General features: G+C 48.1%; 1 pseudogene. It reads right to left on the reverse strand.

What is annotated here, in order from left to right:
- A pseudogene (locus LPKJCM_RS11705) lies at positions 1 to 563 on the reverse strand (ISL3-like element IS1165 family transposase); the annotation flags it as partial.

Raw genomic sequence — 563 nt, forward strand, 5'->3', positions numbered from 1 at the left:
CTTGTCGAGTTGCTTTAAACATTGAGAGCGAATGGTATCCATCGTCCGGCCCATTAATTGAATAATGTGGAACCGATCAATAATGAGTTCGGCGTTAGGGAATAGTTCGTGCACGAATGCCTGATAGGAGGCGTTCATGTCCATGATGACGCGTTGAACCGCGGCCCGTTCTGCGGTGCTGTACTGACTAAGAAAGAACTGTTTGATGGTTCTATTAAGGCGGTCGCTAAGTACTTTAACTGATTTGTGAGTGTCGGCGTCAATGCAAATAAACGACATGGAGCCGTGCGTGGAACGGAATTCATCAAAGCATAGATTAATCGGTAACCGGCGGCTCGCGTGTGGATGAATATTAGCCGTCAAAATACGCTGAACTGAGTTTGTCGAAATACCGGTGAGACTGGCGATAGTCTTAGCCGGGAGTGATTTACTGGCTAGCTTCAGCACATGAGTCGCTAGTCCGTGACCGATGGCGTGGTTGGTTGATACCACTGGAGTGGTGGCCGTACAAGTGCTATGGCAGTTACTACAACGCCAGCGTTGCTTGTTTAGCTCTAGAATTA

The sequence above is a fragment of the Lentilactobacillus parakefiri genome (assembly GCF_002157585.1).
Lineage (GTDB): Bacteria > Bacillota > Bacilli > Lactobacillales > Lactobacillaceae > Lentilactobacillus > Lentilactobacillus parakefiri.